A 3,040-nucleotide genomic window follows, 5' to 3' on the forward strand; every position below is an offset into this window, starting at 1 on the left:
GAGGGTAATCGGAACGATTTGCGATCGCTCCAACGCTCTCCCCTTCGCAAGTACACCGAAGCCATTGAGCCGAACTATATCTATCGTGCCCTCGAAATTCCCAACGATCCCGACTACGGCAAACAGTGGAACCTCCGCAGCATCAACGTCGAAACAGCTTGGGATGATAGCAAAGGCGATGGCGTCACCGTAGCCGTGATCGATACCGGGGTTAGCGCGGTTCCTGATCTGGCAGAAACGACCTTTGTAGAAGGGTATGACTTTGTGAGCGATCGCACCGAAGCCAGCGATGACAAGGGCCACGGCACGATCGCCCAGTCCACCAACAATAACTATGGGGTCGCAGGTGTGGCCTACAAAGCCCAGATTATGCCCCTGAAAGTGTTGAGCGCATCGGGAGCCGGAGAGGTCGCGGATATTGCCGAGGCGATTCGCTTTGCGGCGGATCATGGCGCGAACGTGATCAACATGAGTCTGGGCGGCATGGGCGACAGCATTGTGATGAAGTCTGCCGTAGACTATGCCCACAGCAAAGGCGTAGTGATCGTTGCTGCTGCTGGAAACGCTGACTCTAATTCGGCGTCCTTTCCCGCCCGATATCCCAACGTGATTGCCGTTTCAGCCTTGGATTCTACGGGTGCAAAGGCTCCCTATTCAAACTTTGGCGCAGGCGTAGACATCTCGGCTCCCGGTGGATCAACGGCTGAATCTGAGGCGGGCGGCATTCTTCAGGAAACGATCGATCCACAAACGGGTGCACCCATCTTTGCCACCTTCCAGGGAACCAGCATGGCGGCTCCCCACGTTGCCGGAGTGGCCGCCTTGATTCGCTCGGCAGGTATCGAAAATCCCGATGAGATCGCGGCAGTGTTGAAAAAGTCGGCACGGGTGGTCAAAGAGGATCCCTTTAACTATTACGGTGCGGGGCAATTGGATGCCGGTGCAGCGGTGAAACTAGCCCTGCGCGGACAGATCACCTTCAAAGACTTTTTCCAATGGCTCCAGGCCAACGGCTACTTGAACCTACGCTTCTGGTTTGATGGCGGTGTGGTGGCGCTGTTGCCGAAAATTGGGATGGTGTTAGGCTCCTACCTGTTGGCCTGGTTTTTGCGAAACTATCTGCCGGCGTTTCTCAGTTTCTCGTTGTCCAGTGGGCTGATCTTTGGCAGTGCGGGTCTCTTTTTCCTGCGGGGACTCTACATCTACGACATGCCCCAGTATCCCTTCCGGTTCCTGGGTAGCGCAATTCCCGAATGGGGCAGTGCGCTTCAGGGCAGCAGTGCGCTGAATCCCCTCTTTGCGAGTGTGCTGATTCCCCTGGGTTTAGTTGCGCTCTTGCTAGGACACCGAAGCTGGAAATGGTTTGCGGTGGGTGCAAGTTTGGGGATGGCCTCTTTCTTGGCGATCAGTGCGGTGATTGATCCGGCATTGATGGGGCTAGGCAGTGGAGCGATCGCCCGTCTCTTCCTCGCCACTAATGCGTTACTATGCTTTGGGTTAGCCCGCATGGCGGCTCCGGCAGCAGCAAAATCAGAGGGAACAACAGTATGAGCATGACCCTAGAAGGAACCATCGAACGGGTGAATCTCGGTGTGGGGGCGTGGGTTCTGAAAACGCCGAGCCAGACCTATGAACTGTACAAAGCGCCGCCAGAGCTACTGAAGGCAGGACTGGCGGTTACGGTGACAGGCGAGATCCGTGCCGATGTGATGACGACCACGATGGTTGGCCCTGTGCTGGAAGTGAAGGGATTTGAGGTTTCGGGATAGCCATTGACGGGAGGGGCGATCGCGTAGTCTACAGTAGATCGAAAATAGGTTTATTTCACAAAGAAGCTTCACTTCGATCCCCCTAAATCCCCTTAAAAAGGGGGACTTCAAGCCATTTTTAGCTCGGTTCCCCCCTTCATGAAGGGGGGCTAGGGGGATCTAACCATGTGATCTACTGATTTCCTATCGCACCCAGAATCGTCCTAAATACTCCTCATTGGCTCGATTCGGTGGAGACTGATCCACCTTCGTCAACGACTTCATCTCAAACCGAGCTGTTAATAACGACTCTATTTCATCTAAACCGACCCCAAACGGAGGGCCACCGGGGCGATCGTGTGCCCAGAAGAGAGCGATCAACTCTCCCTCTGGACGGAGTAGACCTGCGGCAATCTCCACATACTGTGGTCGTAGCTCTGGGGCGATCGCACAAAAGCAGGTATGCTCTAGCACATAGTCAAACTGGTGGGCAAATTCGGGCAAGAGGGAAAAGATATCTCGCTGTAAAAACTGTATGTTGGTTAGATTTCGAGAGGTTGCATTAGCCCTAGCATCGGCGATCGCTGAGGGTGCGAAGTCAAACCCCACGACCTCAAATCCGTGCGCGGCAAACCATAGCGCATCGTGTCCTCGCCCGGAACCAATCACCGCTATGCGTCCTGGTTTCGGAGCCTGATCGGACTGTAGGAATGACACAAAGGCTGGTGCAGGCTGTCCCAAATCCCAGCCCGTTGTTCCGTCTTGATAGCGTCCCTCCCAAAACTCTACGGATAACTCATCGGCGGAACGTGATACTGCGTCTGTCATAGGTTTCCATTTCAGTGTGCTTTTCTATTGTCAGTAGATCGAAAACAGCTTGATTCCACGATAAACCCTAACGTTGATCCCCCTAAATCCCCCTTAAAAAGGGGGACTTCTAACCACGTCTGGCTCGGTTCCCCACTTTTCAAGGGGGGCTAGGGGGGATCCAAACACGGTGTTTGATCTACTAATTGTAGATAGGGCTGAAGGGATTCGTTTTGAGTTTTGAGGACTGAATCGGCTTTGTTGCATGATTAGAAGGATGATCAGGCTCACCTTGAGGTCGTCCGGGTATTAAGCTTCGACTTTGTAGCTATCGGGTTTAGCGATCTGAATCATGCGGTTGAGCGCAATACATTTGATGAACAATTCCACGGCTTGATTGTCAAATTGACGCGCACTGAGATTGCCCCCCAAAATAGTCTTAAAGCGGAACATGGTAGTTTCAGCAATCGAACGACGATGATAGC

At 53.6% G+C, this 3,040-nt stretch carries 4 protein-coding genes; 2 read left to right on the top strand and 2 right to left on the bottom strand.

The window, feature by feature from the left end; genetic code table 11:
• Together IGR76_05150 and IGR76_05155 are read left to right on the top strand one after the other, a co-directional pair.
• Positions 1 to 1,551: peptidase S8 (locus IGR76_05150; protein ID MBF2077906.1), on the top strand; the 1,551-nt coding region annotated here is incomplete at its 5' end.
• On the top strand, positions 1,548 to 1,769 hold the full coding sequence (locus IGR76_05155; protein ID MBF2077907.1) for a hypothetical protein: 222 nt from the start codon (positions 1,548 to 1,550) through the stop codon (positions 1,767 to 1,769). The genes IGR76_05150 and IGR76_05155, both read left to right, overlap by 4 nt.
• Positions 1,770 to 1,952: 183 nt before the next feature.
• Here IGR76_05155 and IGR76_05160 read toward each other — a convergent pair whose 3' ends face one another.
• A complete protein-coding gene (locus tag IGR76_05160; protein MBF2077908.1) occupies positions 1,953 to 2,576 on the bottom strand; it encodes a methyltransferase domain-containing protein in 624 nt (207 codons plus the stop codon).
• Positions 2,577 to 2,864: 288 nt separating this feature from the next.
• Positions 2,865 to 3,040: IS5/IS1182 family transposase (locus IGR76_05165; GenBank protein ID MBF2077909.1), on the bottom strand; the 176-nt coding region annotated here is incomplete at its 5' end.

This window comes from Synechococcales cyanobacterium T60_A2020_003, from assembly GCA_015272205.1.
Taxonomy (GTDB): Bacteria; Cyanobacteriota; Cyanobacteriia; order RECH01; family RECH01; genus JACYMB01.

Bases quoted from the DNA above. Each gene is read 5' to 3' on its own strand.
- IGR76_05155 (MBF2077907.1), top strand. From the start codon at position 1,548: ATGAGCATGACCCTAGAAGGAACCATCGAACGGGTGAATCTCGGTGTG.
- IGR76_05160 (MBF2077908.1), bottom strand. From the start codon at position 2,576: ATGACAGACGCAGTATCACGTTCCGCCGATGAGTTATCCGTAGAGTTT.